Genomic DNA, 20,400 nt, shown 5'->3' on the forward strand with positions numbered 1-20,400 from the left:
TAAAGAAAAAACTCAAAATAGGCTTTTAAATTGGGTAGAATACGCCAGAAAAAAACAAGACAAGAGGGTGATTCAAAATGAACAAGTTTTTTATATTTACAACTTTGACAACGACAATGTTATTGGTGGGTTGTAATAAATTAAAGCCAACTGAGAAAGCCGAAGACACCGCAACGGCTGTTTCCGAGTGGAGTTGTACCAATCAGGAAAATCTCAACCATATTCAGGCGGCGTTGAAAAAAGAATATTTAAAACAGATTGACCGTAGTTTAAGACAAAGTGACTACCAGTCTGACTATGACATTCTTGATAAAATCAACAAGGGACTCAAGTTTGAAATTACCAATGTGCGTACTTTAGAGGCTGAGAGTGGGGAAGCATCAACAACCAAATTAAACTGCGAAAGCCAGTTGGTGATTTCTTTCCCGAAAGGCTTACAGAAACGTGCAGAAAATGCCTATCTTGAAGAACAAAAATATCAGGGTGATGGCGAGTGTGAAGAGAGTTGTAAGCCATATACCCTGAATGATCATTTTTCTGATAACGAATATCCGCTCAGTCTTGAAGATGACCAATTAAAAGGCGAGTTCTTGTATGACCTCACCAAAACGGATAAAGATGGTTTGGTCTTTAATATCCCAAGTCAGAACTCTGTGATTGAGGGTGTGGTGTTTATGGCCACAAGGGCGGTGCAGTATGTTGCTTATTTAAAGGAAAATCAGCGGATTGAAAAAGAAGGGGCAGCATATCAACAAGAGTATGATGCCAATGAGTCTGCTCAAACTGACTTGGCACAAAAAGCTATGGATGTGCGTAAAAAAGAGTTAGATGCTGAAAAAGCCAAACAGGTTGAGCGTTTAAATCAAGCTTGGGATCAATTTACGCCTGAGCAAAAAGCACAGTTGCAGCAAGACCAGTCCGACTGGTTTGAAAAACGGGATGTGGACTGTAAAGTCTTATCGCAAAAGAGTGTCCATGATATTGCTGAAAAAGATATGGAAACCTATCAAAAGCAGGCACGGTACTGGAATGATGCAATGCGTCAGCAGAATCAGGATATGCAATATACGCAATGTTTCACCAAGCGTACGGTTGAGCGTGTGGTTTACTTGAATAATGTGTTTAATTAACAGGTCTTTTTTAACTTTTAAACGGGTTGATTGAGATTTCTGCATAAAATCGAGCTATCCATAGCTCGATTTTATTTCTTGTATTTCATTTTGCTATGCTTGAGCAAATTTCCTGATAGAGAACTGCTATGAAAATCACCCTCATTGGTTCTGGGCGTGTGGCAACCCATTTGGCTTTGGCATTACAGAACCAACATCAGATTGTGCAGGTCTTTAGCCGTCAGTTGGCCCATGCAGAAAAGCTGGCGCAGCAGCTTGATGCACAGGCAATCAGCAGTCCAGCCCAGCTTGATCCACAGGTTGATCTGGTGATTGTTACAGTGAGTGATCAGGCCATTTCTGAGGTCGTTCAGGCAATTACTGGATATTTACCACAAAATTTGATCGTTCATACCTCTGGCAGTACCAGTCTAGCAGTCATTGAGCACACACATTCGCGGGCAGGTGTATTTTATCCACTGCAAACCTTTAGCTTTGAGCGTGAAGTGAACTGGCTGGAAACGCCATTGTTTGTGGAAGCAACTGAGCAGCAAGACTTGGAAGCTTTAACACAATTGGCAAATAGCCTAAGTAGCCAAGTTTATCAATACAGTTCCAAGCAGCGTCAGACCCTGCATCTGGCGGCAGTGTTTGCATGTAATTTCAGTAATTATTGTTATGACATGGCCCAGCAGATTGTTGAGGCTGAACAAGTTGATTTTAGCCTGCTTTATCCCCTGATTCTGGAAACTGCCGACAAGGCCACAAAGCATGATCCGAAAACCATGCAAACTGGGCCTGCCATGCGGGGTGACCAGAATATTCTAAAGATGCATGGTCAGTTGCTGGCTGAGGCAGATCGTAAGGATTTACAGAACATCTATGTATTGCTGAGTGAGGGGATTTTTAAACACCACCAAATCAATGGATGAGTTAAGCTTTATGAATAAGCCTGTCATCTAGGCTGAGGCGTTTGGATATTCCAGAATGCATTAATGCAATCGAACATATTCAGCATAGTAAATGTTGCCTTTTCATGTTCAATCTAAAGCGAATTTTAGATAAAAATAGCTCAGATGAGGACGGTCGCATGGACAATTCAGAGCAAAAAAAGCATAAACAAGAGAATAATGGCTACGCTCAGCAGTGTTGTATGCATTATTGGCAACGATTTCTGCACCAACCAGTATGACAATTGAGATGGCAAAAAGGTCAATCTCACTTTGGCAAGTTTCTGCCGTGGCAATGGTTTTGTTTTATATACTGAATAAATCTTAAACATTTGTTTTTGAGCTGATACCTAAAACAAAATGATATGTGTAGGATAAGCGAACTGAACTCATCCATTCCGAAAAATTATGAATATATCTTTAAGACCACAACCCGTGATCAATAATCTTTCAGGCGAGAATGCCCTGTTTATTGTGTTGGGCATCAATACCAATCCTGACCATTCTGGAATCATTGACTTTCTGGCCAATTTCTCCGCTTTGGTGCGTAGCCTGACCAACCGTTTTCCGCATGGGAACTTCAGTGCTTCGGTGGGGATTGGTTCTCATGCCTGGGACCTTTTATTTCCAGAAATGAATAAGCCTAAGGAGCTTGTGCCGTTTCAGGAACTCAAGGGACCTCGACATACAGCGGTTGCAACCGCAGGGGACCTGTTTTTTCATATCCGTGCCAACCAGATGGCGATTTGCTATGAACTGGCTTCCATTCTGCATGAGCAGTTAAAGGAACATACCTATCCAATCAGCGAGACCAAGGGCTTTAGATACTTTGATGGTCGTGCCATTCTTGGTTTTGTGGATGGTACGGAAAACCCTGAACATGAAATTGCCAAGGACATTGCCTATGTCGGACAGGAAGATGCAGAGTTTCTTGGTGGTAGTTATGTCTTTATCCAGAAATATCTGCATAACATGGAGATGTGGAAAAGCCTGACCACTGAAGAGCAGGAAAAAGTGATTGGTCGAAAGAAATATGATGATGTTGAACTGGGTGATGATGTGAAGCCTCAAAATGCACATAATGTGGTGAGTAAGGCACATGATGCAGAGGGCAACGAGTTAAAAATTCTAAGGGCCAATATGCCATTCTCTAACCCAACCGAAGGGGAATATGGCACATTCTTTATCGGTTATTCACGTTCGTTCAACATTACCAAAACCATGCTGGAAAATATGTTTCTTGGCAAAGAAAATGGCCACATTGATCGTTTACTCGATTTTAGTACTGCGGTTTCAGGTAGTCTGTTCTTTGTTCCTACCTTTGATTTTCTAGATGATTTGGGTGAGTAAAACGTATTTTGGCTTTATAAAAGGGTGTGGTGATTATCACACCCTAGATATCTCAGCATTTTAGGTATAAGGACAGATAGCAATCTGTCGGATGTAAATGTAATACTGGTTTAATTGATTTTCTTAAACAGGAAATCATTAATTTTATGACCCGATTCAATACCACGGCGCTCGAACTTGGTAACTGGTCGCCATTCAGGGCGAGGGTAGCTTTGACCTTTACCTGCCACATTTTCCAGATTCGGGCGATTATCCAGAACGTCCAGCATCCATTCCGCATAGGGTTCCCAATCGGTTGCCGCGTGGAATGTACCACCCAGCTCCAGCTTTTGTTCAACCAACTGCATGCGTTCATGAATTACAAAACGGCGTTTAAAGTGACGTTTTTTCTGCCACGGATCAGGGAAATACAGTTGTACACAGTTAATGCTATTGTCAGGCATTTCACGAAGCACCTGAATGGCATCTGCATCCAGTACCCGTAAATTCTTTAACCCAGCCATACCAGCTTCATAAACGCATTGTGCGATACCAGGAACGTGGACTTCAATACCGACAAAATTACGTTCAGGATTGGCCTTTGCCATAAGCACCAGTGAACGCCCCATACCAAAACCAATTTCCACAGTCAGTGGGCGTTCTGGCTGTTCAAAGTGCTGACGCAGGTCGCCAACAGGATATTCCAGAATTAAGCCACGATAATCTTCGAGCGCAGTGCGTTGAGATGTGTTGAGTGGAGCTGAACGACGCATAAACGTCACAATTTCACGGTGCTCAGGTAAATTGTCGAGTTCCGTAATTTGCGTTTCTAACTGATCGTTTGACATGATTCTGGAGATATAAATATAGAAATGCCGTATTGTAAGTGTTCAGTTGATCAAGTCAAATTTTTAGTGAGATTTTGACATGGTATCGTCATGTTTAGCACTTAACATCGGGATAGAATTTTTATCAACAGCACATCAATGGCAACTTAAAATGCTTAAAAAGTGCAAAAACATACTTTTTTGCAAATCAGTAACAAACAAAGCTTGAAAGTTTGGATGAAGCATTTTAAAACATTAATGTTAGATAACAAGGATCAAACATGAAGTTGTATTATTCACCAGGTGCCTGCTCATTGGCGGCCCATATTATTTTAAATGAAATAAATGTAGATTTTGATTTAGAACGGGTCGATTTAAAAACACATAAAACTTCAAAAGGTGCAGACTATTACGAAATTAATCCAAAAGGTTATGTTCCTGCATTGGAAATCAACCCAGGTTTGATCTTAACTGAAAATGTAGCCATTTTACCGTTTCTGGCACAGCACGATCCAAAACAGGACTTGATCCCTCCATCAGGCATGGGGCGTGCAAAGGTACTTGAATGGCTGGGCTACCTTAATTCAGAACTGCATGATGCCTATGCGGTATTTTTCACGGGCAAATTGACCGATGATGAGAAAAACAGGGCGTATGCGGAAGTTGATCGTTTATTGAAATATATTGACAACTATCTGGCTGAATCAGAGTGTGATTATCTGGTGGATGATAATTTTGGCCCAGCAGATGCGTATTTGTTTGTACTTACAAACTGGTCAAATCATATTGAACATGATTTAACGCCATATCCAAATATTGTTGCCTTGCGCAACAAGGTCGCTGAGCGTCAGTCTGTACAAATTGCCATGCGTGATGAGGGCTTATTGGCTTAATTCCAGTATACGCATAAAAAAGCCTCTGTGACCAGAGGCTTTTTTACATCAACAAATCTTATTGTTGAGCTTTTTCTTTCACATCAGCAGCGCCTGACTCTACCGCACCAGCAACTTTTGCGGTTGCATCACGGGCAGCAGCCTCAGTTTTTGCAGCAGCTTCCGCAGTCGCATTCGCAGTATGATCGGCAGCAGCATCAACTTGATCACCCGCATTATCAACTGCGGTCGCAACATTGTCAGTTGCTGTTGCTGTTGCGTCTTTGATGTCAGCACCAGCCTGTTCAGCTGCATTCTCAAGATGTTCACCCGTAGTTGCACCTGTTTCAGGCGCTTTATCTTTATTACAGCCTACAAGTGCAACAGTAGCAGCGAGACCTAATGTAACAAGTAATTTATTCATTTTTCGTTCCTTTTCGTTGTGGCATCCAATAGGATATGGATAGCCAAAATATAAACATAAAAACGTTGACGAATAAAGTTGAAAATTTGTTGATAACTTGTAAAAACACGCACTTACATTTGAAAAATGTAAGTGCGCGCACAAGTTTTATGTTGGATTTACACCCCAGAGCGAATCATGTAGTCAAAAGCAGACAATGAAGCCTTGGCTCCCTCACCAGTCGCGATGATGATTTGCTTATAAGGCACGGTGGTACAGTCGCCCGCAGCAAATACACCTTTGACATTGGTTTCGTTACGGTCATTGATCACAATCTCACCACGATTGCTGAGTTCAACCGCACTGTTCTTCAGGAAATCGGTGTTTGGCAACAAGCCAATCTGTACGAAGATTCCTGCAAGCTCAACTGTATGCTCAACATCAGTCGCGCGATCTTTGTATTTTAATGCCGTCACTTGTGAACCATCACCAACGACTTCGGTACTGAGTGCATTCAAGATCACGGTGGTATTTGGCAAGCTGTTTAATTTGTCTTGCAATACTTGATCTGCACGAAGTTTAGTATCAAACTCAACCAACGTCACATGCTCAACAATCCCTGCAAGGTCAATCGCTGCTTCTACACCTGAGTTACCCCCACCAATCACCGCAACACGTTTGCCTTTGAATAAGGGGCCATCACAGTGTGGGCAGTAAGCCACACCACGGGTACGGTATTCTGCTTCACCTGGTACATTCATTTCTCTCCAACGAGCACCAGTTGAAAGAATAATGGTTTTAGATTCAAGCTTAGCGCCATTTTCCAATTCAACTTCAACCAGACCATTGGCGGTTTGATCTGCGCCTGTGATCTTACTGACACGTTGCAAATTCATGATGTCCACACCGTACTCACGTACATGCGCTTCCATATCTTGAGCAAACTTTGGACCTACGGTTTTTTGAACCGTGGTGAAGTTCTCAATGTCCATGGTATCCATGACCTGACCACCAAAGCGTTCAGCCACGATACCTGTTTTAATGCCTTTACGTGCTGCATAGATCGCTGCTGTACTACCTGCAGGGCCACCACCAATCACCAATACATCAAAAGCATCTTTAGCATTGAGGGCTGCGGCATCTTTCTCGGCTGAGTTGGTATCTAACTTGGCAACGATTTCTTCCAAAGTCATACGACCTTGTCCAATATGTTCATTGTCTTGAAACACCATCGGTACGGCCAAGATTTTGCGTTCTTCAACTTCTTCCTGGAAGAAACCACCATCAATCATGGTCGCAGTTGCATTCGGATTATAGATTGCAATCAAGTTCAAGGCTTGAACCACATCTGGACAGTTATGGCAGCTTAATGAAACAAACACGTCAAAGTTTGCTTTTAAGTTTAAGCCTTTGATCTGGTTCAAGACTTCATCAGATACTTTAGGGGCATAGCCAGATACCTGCAACAATGCCAGGATCAAAGAAGTAAACTCATGTCCCATTGGTAAGCCAGCAAAGAACACACGTGGTTGTTCGCCTGCTTTAGCTACACCGAAACTAGGACGGCGAGCGTTTGAACCGTCAAAACGCGCCGTAACCTGGTCAGAAAGTTCTGCAATTTCAGTCACGAGTTCTTTGATTTTTGCAGCTTTATCAGAATCATCTAAGGTAGCGACCAACTCGATTGGACTTTCCAAACGTTCTAAATAGGCTTTTAACTGGGTTTTAATATTTTGGTCTAACATGTAAATCTCCAAATTCTTAGCAGTTCAAGTCAGCTAAATTTATTCAATGAAGCCATAGTACGAAAAAATAATGAATAGGTAAAACAGTATGTTCTTATAGATTTGATCGGATTTTTGAATTTAAGATAAAATATCAATATTTTGAAGATTTTTCTATCTAAAAATTTGAATATATTAAAAATTGTTATATAACTGCAATCATTTCATGGCATAACCTAAAGGAAAATAGCATGACATTACAGCGCGGCATATACCAACACTATAAGGGACAACTCTATCAGGTATTCAATGTAGCCCGCCATAGTGAAACTGAAGAAGAACTGGTGGTGTATCAATGCTTATATGGAGATTACTCGATGTGGGTACGTCCACTCGGCATGTTTACTGAAACAGTTGAGCTTGAGAATGGACAGGTGGTTCCACGTTTTAAATTAATCCAAGAGACTTAATCTGCCTGTTGGGTGTTCGCTCGGGACAGGCGATAGTGCTGTGGACTACATCCCATTACCTTATTAAATGCACGAGTAAAGTTGGCAGGGTTAGAATAGCCTAATTCGTAAGCAATATGGGTGATGGTAAAATTTGAATTTTCTAATAAATCAATTGCTCGCTCAGTACTAATTTTTTGTTTCAAAGCTTGAAATTCAACTCCTTGTTGCTGCAAATAACGTTGTAAAGTTTTAGTGGAAATATTTAGAACTTTAGCGCATTCGGTTAATGTTGGAATCTGATTGGCCTGTCGCAGCATCATGCTGACCCATTCAGCAATTTCACCTTGATGATAAATCTTCTGGATTTGTTCCTGACAGCGCTGCTCAACCACCTTTAAGCTATGAGCATCCGCCAAAGGTAAGGGTAGTGCCAGTTGTTGCTGATCAATCACAACGCGTATACCTGATATCCATGTGTAATTAAAATAAAAATTTGCTTTAACGAGATGTATATAGCGTTCAGCATAAACAGGCTCGGGTATACTTAAATAAATTTGGTAACGTTGTAATTGTTGTCCTGCAAGTTCTAATAAGCTGTAATAAAATCCAACGGCAATTGCTTCAATATGAAATGCTAAACATTGCTTATTCATTTGCAAGATGGGTTCAAGTAATAACTCAACCTTATGTTGATGAGTTGGAAATTGAATCGATAGCTTAAAGCTAGGCATAATTAGCCGAAAATATTGTGCGATTAATCTCAAAGCATGTTCTAAATTTGGACTGGTCATTAACGCATATCCAACCAAGCTATGCGAACTGAGTTTTAAATTTTTACCGAGTTCAAAAGCCAAATCTTCTGTATTTGGTAGGCTCAGGCCAAGTGCAATAAATTGTTCAATTTGTTGAATTGATAAAAGCTCAGTTTTAGAAAGTTCGTTATGAAATGCGTTTAATACCTCATTATCATATTGATGAGTACCAATCATAATTTCGATCAACCGCAAATAATAACGAGACGGAATAACAGGGATTTGCTGTCTTTGCACAATAAAAATCCAGTAAAGTCTTAAAATGATAATATCAAGTCTTAAAATGATAATATAGAGTGACTGTAAAAGAACACAATCAATTCAAGCAAAACATTTTGTGTTTGATTGAGGAATTTCTAATGAATATGCATACTCAACTGGATGTAGAGCAAGCAACAACAACTTTTAAAGATAAAAAACGTCATTTGTGGTTATTGGGTTTGGCAGTACCGACTATTGCAATGAGTGGTTTAGCGGGTTATCAATTTGGACCGAAAAAAACCAAAAAATTCTTTGCCTCTTTTGGCCCACTATTTATTCATGGTGTTATTCCTGCATTGGATAAGCTAATTGGTGAGGACACAGAAAATCCACCACTTGATGCGATTGCAGATTTAGAAGCAGATCCATATTACGCACGAATTGTTAAACTTTTTATTCCATTGCAATATGCGACCAATATTTACGGCACTTATTTGGCAAGTCGTAAAGATACATCACTTGCAGATCAAGCGTTATTGGGTACGTTGGTGGGAATGGTGAATGGTATTGCCATCAATACGGCGCATGAATTGAGCCATAAAAGTGGTCGTCTCGAACATTATTTATCACATTTGGCATTAGCTCCATCGGGCTATAATCATTTCCGTATTGAGCATCCATATGGTCATCACCGCCGTGTTGCAACGCCAGAAGATCCAGCATCATCTCGACTTGGTGAAACTTTCTGGAAATTTTTACCGCGTACAGTGATTGGTAGTTTCAAATCGGCGATCGAAATTGAGAAAAACCGTTTAGAGCGTAAAAAATTACCATTCTTCTGTAAAGAGAATGAATTGATTCATGGTTGGGCGATGTCTGCTGTGTACCATGCCGCTATGTTTAGCAAATTTGGAGTGCGTTCAGTACCGTTCCAAGTGACACAGGCTGCTTATGCGATTACTTTGTTTGAATCAGTAAATTATATTGAGCATTATGGTTTAAAACGTGAAAAGAAAGCGAATGGTCAATATGAGCGTACTTTACCTGAGCATAGTTGGAACAATAATAATGTAGTGACGAACTTGTTCTTGTATCAATTACAGCGTCATTCAGATCATCATGCAAATCCAACACGTAGCTTTCAAACGCTACGTCATTTTGAAGATGCGCCACAGTTACCAGGGGGCTATGGAGCGTTGATTTTACCAGCCTTTATTCCCTCATGGTGGTCAAAAATTATGGATGATCGAGTTGTAGAGCATTACAAAGGCAATATGGAGAAAATTAATATTCATCCAGACGCAAAAGAAAAAATATTAGAGAAGTATGCTGAACAAGTTGAAGTCGAAGCTGCTTAATAAATTTAAATAAAAAAACCAGCCTTAACATAGGCTGGTTTTTTTATTTATGAGGCTAAAAGATAAAGTCGTTTAAAATGAAGATCAAACTCAAGGTATTTATGGACAAAAGCAGTCTTATCGGTGATGCGCGCCGAGATAAATCGGCTAAAATTTCGAGATAATTGACTCATTCCCAAGTTTCACTATTTGAAAAGCTATTTCAATTTAATAACTAACTAACCAACCTTCCGATACACATTGTTTTAAATACAACTAAAAAAACACCAGAATTTGTTGAAACGCTGGAATAACAGGTGTAGCAATCACTTGATTCTGTGAATTGATGATCTGGGCAGAAATAAGCATGTCATTAGTGATTGCCATGCCAAGCTTGGTATCAGTGTCATAGAACTGAATCGGCAGCGCAAAGCTGTCACCGATTTTGATAGTCTGATTCATCTTCAAACTCCAATAGCAAACCAATAGAACTTAGTTCCAGCTGTTGCATCACTGCCTTCAAAAACCTTGAATTGTGATTTACTTATAATCTCAACATAGACTTTACTTGAACCTCCACCACTAATTTGCTGACCGATTAACGCAAAAGCAGCATTAGGAAACTCAATAGGAAAATTATATATTGCAAAGTCATCACTTACTTTTCCCCATTGAAGAATTAGCCCGTTTGGTAAAGGAGTATAACCATTCTGAGCTGCCAAAAATGAACCGAGCAATAATGATGTTTGTACAGTCAGACCACCTGTAATCAGTGCATCACCAGCAACAGTTCCACCAGCCTTGTCAAATTTTCTGTTTTCTAAATCAGCATCGGCATTTTCACGCCATGTCTGCTCTTGAGAAATTGCATTAATACGGGCAGTTTGCTCATTATTAATTTGCTGTTGTAGCCAGTTGTCCGCATCAGTACGCCATGTTTGCTCTTGATCAAGTTTTACTTGGGTGGCGGCAGCAAGAGCATTAATATCGTCGTTTGTTGCAAGCAACTGATAAAGCTGATCACGTACACCTGAGTTAAGTGCAATTCCATTCATTTCTAATAAATTGCACAATTCTTCCTGAACTTGATTTAACCAACTCGGTGTGAGATAAGTTGCATCCTGACCGCTTAAATCAGCATTGTCATGAAAGCCTGTTTTTCCAGCTCCGTTGGCATTCGGACGAGCATTAATACTATCAATTCGCTTCATTAAATTGTCTCCAAATCATAGCGAATGAACGCTGGTAAATAGTTATAGATAATGCAGTCAAGGTCAGCATTGACGGGACTTTGCAGCTTCAGCTTGACTTTGTACCTGAGCTGCTCTGTATTGACTGGTGAAGTGCAAGGCGCAGTGCACTGCATCGGCTTATATGTCACAAGCTCAAAATCGAGGCCAAAAATCGCCAACAGTTGCTCGATATAAGCTCTATTGAGAACGTTTTTGGTGTTTCTGATCCAGTTGACAATTTGCAGACGTTCCTCAACCGTCTGAGCGACGTTGGTCTGACACTTGAGTGGCAAACCATATTCATTTTCATACTCAGCAAGTAATTCAGGCGGAATAGATTCCAGCACGCTCAAAAGCCGCTTTGCATCAAGATCGGCTTGGGCCAGTGCTTTTGCATGTGCATAAACATCAGCGGCAATCACCGTGTTTTGTGCCGTGTCATAACCACCCGCAGGCAACAACTGGCGCAATACTGAAGCGTAGATTTTGGTGGTTTCTTCCAATGTCATCATGCTGCACTCACTGATAATGTGCCAATGCGCAACCAGTAGGTATGCATCCAGTCTACGGTGGGCACAATGTTTGAGGATGGTGTCAGTGTCACGTCTGTGACATTTGGCAATGCGATGATGCGAGCAACCAGAACTGATGCCTGATATGACTCAGCTGGAGCAAGCTCAGCAAAGTAGTCACGAATGACTTGCTCAACCTGATTGAGATTGACACCGACACCAGCAACAATCGCAGATACTGGTACAAGCTGTTCAGTCGGCGAATAGACTTTGCAATCGGCCCAAAAGCCTGCATATTCATCAAGGGCTGTTTGAGCGGCATCCAACAATGCCTGACTTGGCAACGTAGGTGGACTGCCAACGGCAGTGATTGCAACATCTACAGAACCGAGTCCTCGGCGTTTTGGATAGACATAAACATCCTGCACACCTGTAACCGCTTTCATGAAGTTGACCAGATCAGCTTGACGGTCACGCGACAGGCCAAGCTGCTTACGCTCCAAAAGCCTTGCACGCCAGTCTTCAAGCTCTTCTTGATCAGAACCACCACCAATGCTCACATCAGTGACAGTCACGTTTAGGCCAGCGGCTGGACTAATCCAGATCAGCGAACTGATTGTATTCCAGCTCGCACCAACCTGATCCGCCACAACATTGATTGTCGCAGGCACATTTGCAGTCAAGACAACATCAGTCACAACGCTCCAGTAATGACCTTTGCCATCCGTGACCTTGCTACCAGCAACAATGGTTAAATCGACATTGGAAATTGCCGTGACCGTACCTGAAGCCTGAGTACCACCTAATCTTGGTAAACCTAGCTCTTCAGCGTGTATATAAAGGTAAGGCTCGTCAGCAGTGGCTATAAATAGCTGTTTTTGAATATAGGCCTGATGGTGATACAAGCCCTCTACAACAGAGGCTGTACCATCTGCACGGATGCTGGCATCTGAGTCAAATGGAATAGTTAAGCCTGTTGAGTTTCTGATTTCCTGAACAATCAGTTCATGAATTTCATAAAACGTTTTGATCGAGTACGCCATATCAACCACCAATCGGTACAAAGTATTGAATGGTCTGCCTCTCACCAGTCAGTCGAGTGATTTCAATACTCAGGTCAATACGGCTTTTAATGGTCTGAGTCGTTGAAACGATGAGAGACTGCAAGCGTGCAGGCACTAAATCAGCCAAGGCTTCTTCAGCATACTGCTTGACGATCTGGAGCATACGTGGCACATCCTTTGAACGTCGCAACGTGTAGAAACGACTGCCAAGATCAGGATCAGCCCAATAGCGGTAACGATGGATGTTCAGGCGTAGGCATGCAGATTGAACAACATCATCATTAAATGCGCTATCCAAGCTCATGAGCACATAGTCTTTTGTTTCTAAATTAATATTTCCCATTGTTTACTCCATTTGAACCGATGGCGGTGGACTGCTGCCGTGTAAGTGAATGTTGTAAGTAACCCTCATTTGTTGCATTGAGCCTGTTTTGTCAGAGACTTCACCCTCTGACTCGATATTTTCTAAAACCTTTAATCCGCCAATGATTTCAACGTTTCCAGTCATTTTTATGCCGTTTTCGTGTAGCAGTACTTGATGCCCAAACTGGTCATAAATGCATGTTTCACCATCAGCCACATTGACAAGAATCGCGCCTCCAGTGGTGGCGATCACAACGGATTTGGCTGTTTTGCCCTGACTTGGAATGACGACGACCTTTGCACCTTTGGGTATGTATGAGCTAAAACCGACTTGCTGGATCAGTTCGACTTCTTGAAGCGTTTCATCCTGTAAACCTTGAACTTGCAATGATTTGGAGCTACCACGCGCAATGATGCCCAGCATTGGAAAACGTAGTTGCTTAATCGCTTTATTGATCTGGGCAGCAGCTGATCGGATCATTTCGGTGCTCCCTGAGATTTGGCTTTTTTGGTTTTCTTCTTGGTTTTGGCTTCAGGGTCTTTGTAAATCAAAGGCTGCGCCCAGTCGCCCTGACGCTTTAGATTCAGCTTTGTAGTTTTGCCTTTCTCACGGGACAAGGAGAAAGTACGGCCTAAAACCGCCCATTTCCCAGTTGCCCTGCTTAGGGCATTGGTCTCGACATTGACATAGAAACCAGCACGCCAGAGCCTGCCGTCGATTGTCCAATCGTCAACAGTTGCAGTCAGCCCAAAAGCTGCCAGATTGTTGTCCTTAATGATTTTATTAAGCGCTGCGTCCGCTTCGGCCTTGGTCTCAACATCACCAAGCGTCACGATTTTCAGGCGATTAAAGCTGTACTGAGTCTGTGCTGTCGCTTCAGATAAAATTGACTGTGCTTCGCCATCCTGACTAAGCACCTTGATCTGCGTGAATACACCCGACACGTCATTGCTATAGCTCAAATCGAGTACATTGTTTGAGTTATCAAGAGGGTTGATCAGGCGCAGCGCTTCCTGCACCTGATATGGATTGGCAAATGGATCGCCGATACTGAGTGTACCGTCAGACTCAAGCCAAACATGCTGACCCGTCACCTGAGCAGCCTTTGCAATTGCATCCCACAATGACTCACTCGGTTCAACAGAGACTTTATTTTTTAGCCAAGAATTATTTTGAATATTTACACCACGAATAACTCCAGCTAAATCACCAGCCTTCACAAAACGATTCAGTAACTCTTCAAGCGTAATCTGACGACCATTAAAAATAGGCACAGAGCAGTCGATCAGTTGACCAGCAAGATCACGACCAGAAATCTCCAAACCATAACCCTGACGACTGACCGCTTCATCAACATTGTCTGCAATCGAGGTCAGAATCACTTCATTGTTATAGAACAACTGAATTTTGGCAGCGCCATGAACGCTCTCTGGCAAAGGCTGACCGTCTTCCCTGAAAAGGCTTAAACTCCAGTTATCCGCTGGCGTATCAATCTGGCTGTCAGCCGTGACGTTGTCCCAGCCGCTGATTTCCACATCACCAATGACTAAACGGATTTCATTGTTTGAGTTATCGCGCATAGACGGTCAACTCCATGCCAGTCCGCAAAACAGCAGGGTTTTGCAAGTCAGGATTCAAACGACGGATTTCATCAGCACGATCCATGTCGCCATAAAGCGAATGCGCCAGCCAATGCAGGGTGCAAGGCACTAAAACTTTGGTTGTGGTGATTGGTGGACGTACTTCAATCAATTCCTGAATCTGTAGATGGATTTGGTCAGCAAGCTGCTTGTAGACCTGAATCTGTGTCATTGCGATAAAGATCAGTTCGCTGGCTGGAGCATCATCCTCAACAGTGATGCCTGCATTATTATTTTGTGCAGCAGTGGCAGCAGCGATCAGCGCACGTTCGCTGTTGATGGCCTGTTGAATCAGTTTGCGATTGGCCTGACGAATCACAGCAAGCTCAACAGGCGTAAAACTGACGGTTTTATTTTCAGCCATTTCCTTGCGTACAGTCGCAACAACTTGCTGAGTCACAGCAACAGCAGTGGCAACCTGAACCGCCCGCCATGTCTGTTGCATGACTTTTGGCGTATCGTCATCATTCTGAAAAAGCTTTTCAAAACGCTGTACACGCTTAAATACATCACGCCACTTTGAAATCGCGGAAATGTTGGTATCGAAAGTTGCCAGCCGTGTTGCATCGTCTATAAGACCGACAATCCAGTCTGGTGACAGGACATTTTCTATTGCACCTTTTACCGTGCCAAGGAACTGACGGGCTGCACTGATGCCATCACGGATTTTATTGACGAAAGAAAAAAACTTGTTTGGATTAAACTGCTGTAGTTTTTTCAGCACTGACTGAAGTGCAGTGACTGGTGAATCAGGAATGCTGTATAAAGGAATTGAAACAGGAACAGCTATAGGAATAAATAGCGGACGTTCTTTGTCTTCAGCCTGCAAAAACTCGATTGAGATTTTGCATGCATCAACTTCTTCAGCAACGTGACCGATCTGATAGCTTTCAGCATAGACTTGCATGACCCCATGAACTGGATGAATCAGTTCACCCGATCCAGTGGCAACCAGAGCAGCCCACAGGGCATCCATTTCGATTTTATAGTTTTCGCCAGAAAAGATAGCTTCGATGCTGATCTTGAGCGGGTTGTTGCCGAGGTCCTCGACATTAGCTTTATTTGAATACGGGGCTTGTTTGACTGCTAAAGATTTAGAGCCAGATTCATTTGTAGACGTGCATTCAAACTGCACACCACGAAAGCTCGCATCCTGTAAATCATCTTTCCAGCCCATAACAAAAACCTCACTTTAGTGAGGTTTATTGTGCGAAAAACTAAACTTTTATATTAGGCGGAAAGGCTTCCATTTATTTTTGACCATATGAGAGCAAATCAACTCCGTGACGCTTTTCCTCTTTTGCAGCATGCTGTGAAATCTGGTCAACCAGTGAACCACCATTGATATTTACCACAGGTTTATTCTGCTGGGTAACAGTAATCAAGGTACTCAGTTTATTTGACAGGTCTTTGCTGAGTTGGGTTTGTTCTTCAATTTTCTGATTCTGTGATTCCTGCTGGGCTATCATTTCATCATATTTTGCCTGTGATTCTAGAGCAGCCTGAGCGTTATCATTACCAAATAATGCAAGGGTTTGAGTTATTTTTTCACCAAGAAAATCATCAAATTTCTGGCCTGTTTCTGTTGTCATATACATATTGCGTGCAAACGTACCAATGCCATAGCCTAAACCGCCTGCAAGAGCGAATTGACCAGCAGTTGCCAATGTTCCCCCTGTAGCCACTGCACCAGCACCACCTAACAGCCCACCAGCACCCATTCTGCCCATTGCAAGACTTGCAATACCAGCCGATGCAGCCAAAGCAGCTAATCCTGTACTAGATAAAAATAAACCTTGGGAAAATGCTGGAAACTTTTGCGTTAATTCCGAAAACTTATCAAGAACAGTACCATAACCCTCTGCAATACGATCAAAAGAATCTTGGCGAACAATCTGTGCATTGGTTTTTGCTGTACCTTCTTTTCCAAAAGCCTGATCATTAAGAAAACCAGCGGTAGGCTTGATAACTTGATTATATTCAGCTTTTAAAGTCTCATTCTTTAAACCATCAATCCGATTAACACCAGTTTCATCAACATTTTGTCTAGCTAGCGTCTGTCCAAGCGCCGCCATTAAAAACTGGCGATCAGCAATGATCTGACCAATCTCTCCACCTAACACAATATTAGTCATGTCTTCCATGAGTTTCTTGCGCTCATCACCCTGGGCAGTTGCAAGCTGTTTTTTAAGTTGTTGGTAATCAGGACTATTCGTCAACTGATGGTCAATTACATCACCTAGGACTTCAGCACCAAAACGTCCTTGCTCACGCCCAACCTGTAGCTGTTTATTCCAATCAAATTCTTCTCCAAGATATTTACCTTTCTTATTATAAGTGGGGCGTGTTGCTAACCCCTCTGTATTAACAACAGCTTTGGCCATACTATCGCTCAACTCTCTCGAACCAAGTTTTTGCAATAGATTGACTACATTATTACCAGCTTCTCCAGCGTTACCAGCAACATCCATTGACACCTGATTTAGAGCCAGCAAGCTTGCCAAACCTGCCTCGCCACTATATCCAGCAGTGGTTGCCAGTGCTAGTTGCCGTGCAAGATCAGATTGCATGTCCTTTAATTCAAACCCACCCAGTTCGCCTGAACGTAGTGCCATCGCAAAACCTTTTTCAAGATTTTGCTGTCCTTTCATACCATAAGTCGCGAGCGCATCTGCGAGCGTTGCCATACCAACAGCAGAGGTATTACCTGCATAAGCAGCTTCTGAGATTGTTGGTAAAATGGCCTTTGATCCCTCATAACCATATTTTCCCCTAGCCAATAATGAGTCTAAAGCTGCTGCCGTATCCTGTAGTGTTGAACCGCCAGACAAAGCAGATGAGTCAATAGTCTGTCGCAGATCAGGCTTTAAACGCCGCATTTCTTCAATGCCTTTGCCATCTGCTGCAATCACGGCCATTCGACTTAATTGTTCATCATAGGTCATGGCTGGACGAAATGCAGTATTAAGAACCATACCACCAGCAATACCGCCAGCCACAGCACCAGCAGCCCCAGAAACCAAGCCCTGACCACCAAAGCCACCTTGCGCTTGACGATTCATATCACGTTGTGCATTACCAGCCTGTTGTAACTGCTGGCGCAACCGTTCAGCTTCACGTACCTGCTGACGCAAAGCATTTACCTGTACTTGGTAAGAACGTTCTTGTTGCCGTAATTGTTGGCTGATTAAACTAGATGAACGTTGCTGTTGTTGCAAAATCTGTGCAAGCAGACGATTGGTTTGCACCATACTTTGCCCAGTACGCAACTGCTGCTGACCATAGCGTCCGTTTTGCTGTGTAGAGCTATTTATCCGTTGCTGGATATTTAAAATCTGATTTAGATTTTGCCGTTGTTGTTGCTGACCTTGATTGATGTTCAGGTTCAGACGTTGCATTTGTTGCTGAGCTTGCTGACCTACAATCTGCAAACGCAGTTGAACTGTACTGGTACTCATTTGCATACTCGCTTAGTTGAAGCATAGGTTTTTGTCGTTGTATTTGATGGTGCTGCATGAGTATTCTGTGGCCGCTCATGCTCAAGTTTAGCTTTTGCTTTCAGCAGTAAATCTGCTTTCTCAGACAAAAATGCCAACGCATAGTGCATTGGCATTTGTTCAGCATCTTTCAAGTCAATGCCAGCCTGATGCAATAATGCAATTAACTGGATGGGTTCTCTAAACTCTCGGCTTTGAGCTTTAGTTGTAACTGATAGTCCAGTTCTTCAAGCATTTTGAAATTGGTCGATGAGGTATCACGCAACATTTCATAGGTCACAGTATGTTTACGGCCTTGATCATCCACAAGTTGGGTTTTTGCTGCCAACTCATGCACTGCCCAAAATTCACCATCTTTTGCACGTTGCCGAGTCGCAAACATTTCACCTGTGGTCAAATCACTCAGCTCAACACTTTTACATTTAACAGCTTCATCTTTTACCAGCACAGTCATTGCTACAACTAAACTACCAACAATACTTAATCTCATTTTTTACATACTCTCTTTTAAGAAATCTAAACACAACAAACTCAAATCACGAGTTGTTTCACCATTGACATCATAGGCATCACTAACTTCAGTGACATAACAGTCAATATAGGTTTCACGAAAACCGCCCTCTGGTGACTCGACTGAGATTCGCGCTTCTTCAACGGTCATCCAATCAACAGCGTCACGACCTTCAGGGATCACAACTGATGCTGTAAGCTCATGTGAAACAATGCCTTTTGAGACAAATTTCACCTTACGCAAACGATTCATTGTTGGGAGAGGTTTTACACCAGTTGATTTTTTTGCACCAAATTTTGAACAGTCATATTCTTGACCATCCACACTTAAAACAATTGTTCCTACTGAATATTCAGCCATTTTGAGAGACCTCATAAAAACATGAGGCTATTGTGCAAAAACTATTTCTTAATTATTAGGCGGAAAGGCTTCCATAAAAATAAAGCACCACAAAATGTGATGCTTTTATTTTTAAACAGCTCAGAACTAATTATTTGAATAAAACCTTTACAGCATTATAGGCAGCCTTTAACTGATCAATAAAAATAGAAACCAGAGGCTTCCATTCATCCCAATTCTCAACAAAACCTTTCACGAAAGCAATAACAGCTTCTTTCTTCTGGTTGCCTGTCAAAACTCCTTGATTTTCGACTGCATCCATTGCATTCGCAACAGTTGCATACACATTAAAACCAGTACCTATTGCAACAATTACACCTTGAGCTACGGTTGATATTTGATTCATTTTCTATACCTCAACAAATTAATATACGTCAATCGTTCCAGCAATGACGTGCATACCTCTAACCCAATCAGCAGGAATCTTTGCATTGACACGATAGCGATCCGTCTGATCAGCAGTGACTGTCAGTTGATCAGCATTGTCACGAACATCCTGCAAGATTTCTGCATCATCCAACTGCGTCAAACGCTTCAAGATGATTGAACGCACATTACGACGCTGTGCGGCTGTATTTTTGCGACGACGCTCTTTTGCCAGATCAGCTCGAATCACTTTGCGTGTATAGTCAATCACCAGCGCACCGTTGATGTCGAGCATCAGATCATCCTCAATACCAGAATCAGGATTGATGCGGTATGTAGACACAGCGCGAACAATCTCTGGCTTGCCATCTGCACCCGTGTCGATCATACAGACACCATGATTCAGTGCTGCTTCAATACGTTCAAAAGTCAGTTTGTACTGATCTTCAACCGCATTGATACCACCGAGATTCACACCATTGAAAGGTAAAGCTGGATCATTAGAGTCAGCTAGAGCTGCCGCCATTGCTGCCGCAAGTTCTGGTTCCTGACCATACGCACCATGATAGCAAACACATACCACACGGTATGAAGTTTCGACTGACGCTTGTGCAGCAAACTCTTCAGCGTCTTCAACATCGGCAAAGGGAATGACCAAAATAGCTGGCTTCTGGTTGATCGCATCACTCACAGAGTTTAAGTGATCAATCCAAGTTGTTGTTGCTGTCAAGTCAACTGGTGGAGCTGACAAGGCAATGATTGTATGGCCCAATGGGGCGATTGTTTCTTGAATAGACAT

The 20,400-nt window shown here is 42.3% G+C and carries 24 protein-coding genes and 2 pseudogenes; 7 read left to right on the top strand and 19 right to left on the bottom strand.

Annotated features, from left to right (window positions below; translation table 11 throughout):
• Positions 1-77 precede the first annotated feature (77 nt).
• The 4 genes and pseudogenes from F973_RS02140 (at position 78) to F973_RS02150 (ending at position 3,409) form a co-directional block, all read left to right on the top strand.
• Positions 78-1,130: a hypothetical protein gene (locus F973_RS02140; protein WP_004759724.1), complete on the top strand. Its 1,053-nt coding sequence runs from the start codon at positions 78-80 to the stop codon at positions 1,128-1,130.
• A gap of 128 nt (positions 1,131-1,258) precedes the next feature.
• On the top strand, positions 1,259-2,041 hold the full coding sequence (locus F973_RS02145) for a Rossmann-like and DUF2520 domain-containing protein (protein ID WP_004759725.1): 783 nt from the start codon (positions 1,259-1,261) through the stop codon (positions 2,039-2,041).
• Between the two features lie 223 nt (positions 2,042-2,264).
• Positions 2,265-2,380: pseudogene (locus F973_RS14965) on the top strand (formate dehydrogenase accessory sulfurtransferase FdhD); the annotation flags it as partial.
• An 87-nt stretch (positions 2,381-2,467) separates the two neighbouring features.
• A complete protein-coding gene (locus F973_RS02150) occupies positions 2,468-3,409 on the top strand; it encodes a Dyp-type peroxidase (RefSeq protein WP_004759726.1) in 942 nt (313 codons plus the stop codon).
• A gap of 110 nt (positions 3,410-3,519) precedes the next feature.
• On the opposite strand, the gene trmB is transcribed toward F973_RS02150, so the two are convergent.
• The gene (trmB, locus tag F973_RS02155; protein WP_004758278.1) at positions 3,520-4,236 is read right to left on the bottom strand and encodes a tRNA (guanosine(46)-N7)-methyltransferase TrmB; all 717 of its coding nucleotides are present in this window, start codon (positions 4,234-4,236) and stop codon (positions 3,520-3,522) included.
• A gap of 260 nt (positions 4,237-4,496) precedes the next feature.
• Here trmB and F973_RS02160 point away from each other — a divergent pair, with 260 nt between their 5' ends.
• Complete coding sequence (locus F973_RS02160) at positions 4,497-5,108, top strand: glutathione binding-like protein (RefSeq protein ID WP_004759728.1); 612 nt, start codon at positions 4,497-4,499, stop codon at positions 5,106-5,108.
• 58 nt (positions 5,109-5,166) lie between these two features.
• On the opposite strand, the gene F973_RS02165 is transcribed toward F973_RS02160, so the two are convergent.
• Both F973_RS02165 and ahpF read right to left on the bottom strand, forming a co-directional pair.
• Positions 5,167-5,511 carry a hypothetical protein gene (locus F973_RS02165; RefSeq protein ID WP_004677925.1) on the bottom strand — a complete coding sequence of 115 codons (345 nt, stop codon included), beginning with the start codon at positions 5,509-5,511 and terminating at the stop codon, positions 5,167-5,169.
• Positions 5,512-5,669: 158 nt separating this feature from the next.
• Entirely contained in the window at positions 5,670-7,235 is a 1,566-nt protein-coding gene (gene ahpF, locus F973_RS02170; protein ID WP_004759729.1) for an alkyl hydroperoxide reductase subunit F, read from the bottom strand.
• Between the two features lie 230 nt (positions 7,236-7,465).
• Here ahpF and F973_RS02175 point away from each other — a divergent pair, with 230 nt between their 5' ends.
• The gene (locus F973_RS02175) at positions 7,466-7,684 is read left to right on the top strand and encodes a DUF1653 domain-containing protein (protein ID WP_004759731.1); all 219 of its coding nucleotides are present in this window, start codon (positions 7,466-7,468) and stop codon (positions 7,682-7,684) included.
• Here the strand turns inward: F973_RS02175 and F973_RS02180 are convergent.
• Entirely contained in the window at positions 7,681-8,715 is a 1,035-nt protein-coding gene (locus F973_RS02180; protein WP_004759732.1) for a helix-turn-helix domain-containing protein, read from the bottom strand. The genes F973_RS02175 and F973_RS02180 overlap by 4 nt on opposite strands.
• Before the next feature lie 122 nt (positions 8,716-8,837).
• Between F973_RS02180 and F973_RS02185 the strand changes: the two genes are divergently transcribed.
• Positions 8,838-10,037 (top strand): alkane 1-monooxygenase, encoded by a 1,200-nt coding sequence (locus tag F973_RS02185; RefSeq protein ID WP_004759734.1) that lies wholly within the window; start codon positions 8,838-8,840, stop codon positions 10,035-10,037.
• A 47-nt stretch (positions 10,038-10,084) separates the two neighbouring features.
• Here F973_RS02185 and F973_RS14970 read toward each other — a convergent pair.
• From F973_RS14970 to F973_RS02255, 15 genes and pseudogenes are all read right to left on the bottom strand, one after another.
• Positions 10,085-10,168: pseudogene (locus tag F973_RS14970) on the bottom strand (KTSC domain-containing protein); the annotation flags it as partial.
• A 124-nt stretch (positions 10,169-10,292) separates the two neighbouring features.
• Positions 10,293-10,478 carry a hypothetical protein gene (locus tag F973_RS02190; RefSeq protein ID WP_004759736.1) on the bottom strand — a complete coding sequence of 62 codons (186 nt, stop codon included), beginning with the start codon at positions 10,476-10,478 and terminating at the stop codon, positions 10,293-10,295.
• A gap of 2 nt (positions 10,479-10,480) precedes the next feature.
• A complete protein-coding gene (locus tag F973_RS15385; RefSeq protein ID WP_004759737.1) occupies positions 10,481-11,227 on the bottom strand; it encodes a gp53-like domain-containing protein in 747 nt (248 codons plus the stop codon).
• The gene (locus F973_RS02200; protein ID WP_034432190.1) at positions 11,227-11,757 is read right to left on the bottom strand and encodes a DUF2313 domain-containing protein; all 531 of its coding nucleotides are present in this window, start codon (positions 11,755-11,757) and stop codon (positions 11,227-11,229) included. Before F973_RS02200 ends, F973_RS15385 begins: the two co-directional genes overlap by 1 nt.
• Entirely contained in the window at positions 11,757-12,803 is a 1,047-nt protein-coding gene (locus F973_RS02205) for a baseplate J/gp47 family protein (protein ID WP_004759740.1), read from the bottom strand. The genes F973_RS02200 and F973_RS02205 overlap by 1 nt, the downstream gene beginning before the upstream one ends.
• A gap of 1 nt (position 12,804) precedes the next feature.
• Entirely contained in the window at positions 12,805-13,167 is a 363-nt protein-coding gene (locus tag F973_RS02210; RefSeq protein ID WP_004759742.1) for a phage GP46 family protein, read from the bottom strand.
• Between the two features lie 3 nt (positions 13,168-13,170).
• Positions 13,171-13,668 carry a phage baseplate assembly protein domain-containing protein gene (locus tag F973_RS02215; protein ID WP_004759744.1) on the bottom strand — a complete coding sequence of 166 codons (498 nt, stop codon included), beginning with the start codon at positions 13,666-13,668 and terminating at the stop codon, positions 13,171-13,173.
• Entirely contained in the window at positions 13,665-14,768 is a 1,104-nt protein-coding gene (locus F973_RS02220) for a phage baseplate assembly protein (protein ID WP_004759746.1), read from the bottom strand. The genes F973_RS02215 and F973_RS02220 overlap by 4 nt, the downstream gene beginning before the upstream one ends.
• Positions 14,758-16,005 (bottom strand): DNA circularization N-terminal domain-containing protein, encoded by a 1,248-nt coding sequence (locus tag F973_RS02225; RefSeq protein ID WP_004759749.1) that lies wholly within the window; start codon positions 16,003-16,005, stop codon positions 14,758-14,760. The genes F973_RS02220 and F973_RS02225 overlap by 11 nt, the downstream gene beginning before the upstream one ends.
• Positions 16,006-16,078: 73 nt before the next feature.
• Positions 16,079-18,286, bottom strand: coding sequence for a phage tail tape measure protein (locus F973_RS02230; protein ID WP_004759750.1), 2,208 nt, complete (start codon positions 18,284-18,286; stop codon positions 16,079-16,081).
• Positions 18,283-18,459: a hypothetical protein gene (locus F973_RS02235; RefSeq protein WP_155756448.1), complete on the bottom strand. Its 177-nt coding sequence runs from the start codon at positions 18,457-18,459 to the stop codon at positions 18,283-18,285. Before F973_RS02235 ends, F973_RS02230 begins: the two co-directional genes overlap by 4 nt.
• A gap of 29 nt (positions 18,460-18,488) precedes the next feature.
• The gene (locus tag F973_RS02240; protein WP_004759752.1) at positions 18,489-18,815 is read right to left on the bottom strand and encodes a hypothetical protein; all 327 of its coding nucleotides are present in this window, start codon (positions 18,813-18,815) and stop codon (positions 18,489-18,491) included.
• Positions 18,816-18,818: 3 nt separating this feature from the next.
• Positions 18,819-19,196, bottom strand: coding sequence for a hypothetical protein (locus F973_RS02245; protein ID WP_004759755.1), 378 nt, complete (start codon positions 19,194-19,196; stop codon positions 18,819-18,821).
• Positions 19,197-19,326: 130 nt separating this feature from the next.
• Positions 19,327-19,581, bottom strand: coding sequence for a hypothetical protein (locus tag F973_RS02250; RefSeq protein WP_004759756.1), 255 nt, complete (start codon positions 19,579-19,581; stop codon positions 19,327-19,329).
• Positions 19,582-19,599: 18 nt separating this feature from the next.
• Complete coding sequence (locus tag F973_RS02255; protein WP_004759759.1) at positions 19,600-20,400, bottom strand: phage tail sheath C-terminal domain-containing protein; 801 nt, start codon at positions 20,398-20,400, stop codon at positions 19,600-19,602.

Source organism: Acinetobacter sp. CIP 102129 (assembly GCF_000368305.1).
In the GTDB taxonomy this organism is placed as follows: Bacteria; Pseudomonadota; Gammaproteobacteria; order Pseudomonadales; family Moraxellaceae; genus Acinetobacter; species Acinetobacter parvus.

Excerpts from the sequence above, each read along its gene's own strand:
- F973_RS02140 (WP_004759724.1), top strand. The coding sequence starts at position 78 with ATGAACAAGTTTTTTATATTTACAACTTTGACAACGACAATGTTATTG.
- F973_RS02145 (WP_004759725.1), top strand. The coding sequence starts at position 1,259 with ATGAAAATCACCCTCATTGGTTCTGGGCGTGTGGCAACCCATTTGGCT.
- F973_RS02150 (WP_004759726.1), top strand. The coding sequence starts at position 2,468 with ATGAATATATCTTTAAGACCACAACCCGTGATCAATAATCTTTCAGGC.
- trmB (WP_004758278.1), bottom strand. The coding sequence starts at position 4,236 with ATGTCAAACGATCAGTTAGAAACGCAAATTACGGAACTCGACAATTTA.
- F973_RS02160 (WP_004759728.1), top strand. The coding sequence starts at position 4,497 with ATGAAGTTGTATTATTCACCAGGTGCCTGCTCATTGGCGGCCCATATT.
- F973_RS02165 (WP_004677925.1), bottom strand. The coding sequence starts at position 5,511 with ATGAATAAATTACTTGTTACATTAGGTCTCGCTGCTACTGTTGCACTT.
- ahpF (WP_004759729.1), bottom strand. The coding sequence starts at position 7,235 with ATGTTAGACCAAAATATTAAAACCCAGTTAAAAGCCTATTTAGAACGT.
- F973_RS02175 (WP_004759731.1), top strand. The coding sequence starts at position 7,466 with ATGACATTACAGCGCGGCATATACCAACACTATAAGGGACAACTCTAT.
- F973_RS02185 (WP_004759734.1), top strand. The coding sequence starts at position 8,838 with ATGAATATGCATACTCAACTGGATGTAGAGCAAGCAACAACAACTTTT.
- F973_RS02190 (WP_004759736.1), bottom strand. The coding sequence starts at position 10,478 with ATGAATCAGACTATCAAAATCGGTGACAGCTTTGCGCTGCCGATTCAG.
- F973_RS15385 (WP_004759737.1), bottom strand. The coding sequence starts at position 11,227 with ATGAAGCGAATTGATAGTATTAATGCTCGTCCGAATGCCAACGGAGCT.
- F973_RS02200 (WP_034432190.1), bottom strand. The coding sequence starts at position 11,757 with ATGACATTGGAAGAAACCACCAAAATCTACGCTTCAGTATTGCGCCAG.
- F973_RS02205 (WP_004759740.1), bottom strand. The coding sequence starts at position 12,803 with ATGGCGTACTCGATCAAAACGTTTTATGAAATTCATGAACTGATTGTT.
- F973_RS02210 (WP_004759742.1), bottom strand. The coding sequence starts at position 13,167 with ATGGGAAATATTAATTTAGAAACAAAAGACTATGTGCTCATGAGCTTG.
- F973_RS02215 (WP_004759744.1), bottom strand. The coding sequence starts at position 13,668 with ATGATCCGATCAGCTGCTGCCCAGATCAATAAAGCGATTAAGCAACTA.
- F973_RS02220 (WP_004759746.1), bottom strand. The coding sequence starts at position 14,768 with ATGCGCGATAACTCAAACAATGAAATCCGTTTAGTCATTGGTGATGTG.
- F973_RS02225 (WP_004759749.1), bottom strand. The coding sequence starts at position 16,005 with ATGGGCTGGAAAGATGATTTACAGGATGCGAGCTTTCGTGGTGTGCAG.
- F973_RS02230 (WP_004759750.1), bottom strand. The coding sequence starts at position 18,286 with ATGAGTACCAGTACAGTTCAACTGCGTTTGCAGATTGTAGGTCAGCAA.
- F973_RS02240 (WP_004759752.1), bottom strand. The coding sequence starts at position 18,815 with ATGAGATTAAGTATTGTTGGTAGTTTAGTTGTAGCAATGACTGTGCTG.
- F973_RS02245 (WP_004759755.1), bottom strand. The coding sequence starts at position 19,196 with ATGGCTGAATATTCAGTAGGAACAATTGTTTTAAGTGTGGATGGTCAA.
- F973_RS02250 (WP_004759756.1), bottom strand. The coding sequence starts at position 19,581 with ATGAATCAAATATCAACCGTAGCTCAAGGTGTAATTGTTGCAATAGGT.
- F973_RS02255 (WP_004759759.1), bottom strand. The coding sequence starts at position 20,400 with ATGTCTATTCAAGAAACAATCGCCCCATTGGGCCATACAATCATTGCC.